Here is a 1,316-nt window from a genome sequence, read left to right as displayed (position 1 = left end):
TATCTCTCCGCCATATTTAAAGAAGCCCGTTACTGCAAAGTAACGGGCTTTTTGCTATGTGGAAATTGAGTGAATTCGGCAAGAGAATTAAAAGGTTTGTAGCGCATCAGTGTAGGGTTCAACTCCTTATCTCTCCGCCATATTTAAAGAAGCCCGTTACTGCAAAGTAACGGGCTTTTTGCTATCTAGATATTAATAAATAAAACAACATAGGTTTGTAGCGCATCAATTTAGGGTTCAAATCCCTATCTCTCCGCCATATTTAAGACGAAAGGCTCATCAGAAATGATGAGCCTTTTTTCGTTCCAATGCGTTGGGTAGGGATGGCCCCACACCGATAAGGTTGTCTTTCTGTTGAACACTGATCGCACTTTCAATAAATTCACTAAGTTTGTCGATGCATCTTTGGCTGAGAATGGTCTGTCTGTCTTTTCTACCTTTACCGTTTCGAATGGTGAGAGATTGATGCTCAATATCGATATCTTGTATTCGCAGACTCAAGCACTCAGAAATACGTAAGCCACTTCCGTATAGCATTGCAATGATAAGGTTATCGCGGCCTTTAAGTTGACTCAATACCTTTGCCACTTCTGTTGTCGATAATACGGTTGGAAGCTGCCTTTGTTTACTTGCGTAACGAAAGCCTAAATCACCTAACGGTTGTTTTAAGTGTTTTTGATAAAGGTAAACTAATGCATTGAGCGCCACTTTTTGTGTATTCACAGCGACATGACGGGAGTTTGCAAGATAGCTAAGGAACTGCGCGACTTCAATTGATCCCATCGTTTCCGGGTGTCGTTTATGTTGAAAGTTAATAAACGCCTTCATCCAATATAAATAGGCTTTTTCGGTTCTTATGCTGTACCCACGCATTCGCATATTTTCTTGAACTTTACTGAGAAACGGGCTTGTCATTTTTTGCATGCTAAATAACTCGATGACTGTGTTTATATACAGTATTATTTAATTTTGCCATTTTTCAAGTGATAAAATGATTGTTTTATGCGCGTTTATCCTTGTGATTTTTTAAATACTCACATATTATCAATCGCTTAATGTAATATTTTTTTAAATAATAGGCTTGAAAAGTGCGCATGCGCATTTATCAAGAAGTTTATTAGCTATAATGTTAGCTTTTACAATATTTTCAGGTAATTAGGTGTGCGCGTTTTTACTGGTCTGATGAGGTAAATGCGCATGCGCACTATACAAATGTTCTTGACCTGCGGTAGACGATTTTTTTGTAAAAAGAAGTGATATTTTAGTCTAGCCGAGGGAGTAGATAGAACCAAACGTGATGGAAGAAACGCCTATTT

General features: G+C 38.1%; 1 pseudogene. It reads right to left on the bottom strand.

Annotated elements, in window-relative coordinates:
- Positions 1–297: 297 nt before the first annotated feature.
- Positions 298–924, bottom strand: a pseudogene (locus tag BCU84_RS00685) (phage integrase N-terminal SAM-like domain-containing protein); the annotation flags it as partial.
- Between the last annotated feature and the right edge of the window lie 392 nt (positions 925–1,316).

Source organism: Shewanella sp. 10N.286.51.B7, assembly GCF_002873615.1.
Classification (GTDB): Bacteria; Pseudomonadota; Gammaproteobacteria; order Enterobacterales; family Shewanellaceae; genus Shewanella; species Shewanella electrodiphila.
Note: the sequence above shows the minus strand (reverse complement) of the source record. Positions and strands in the feature narration are given on the sequence as shown.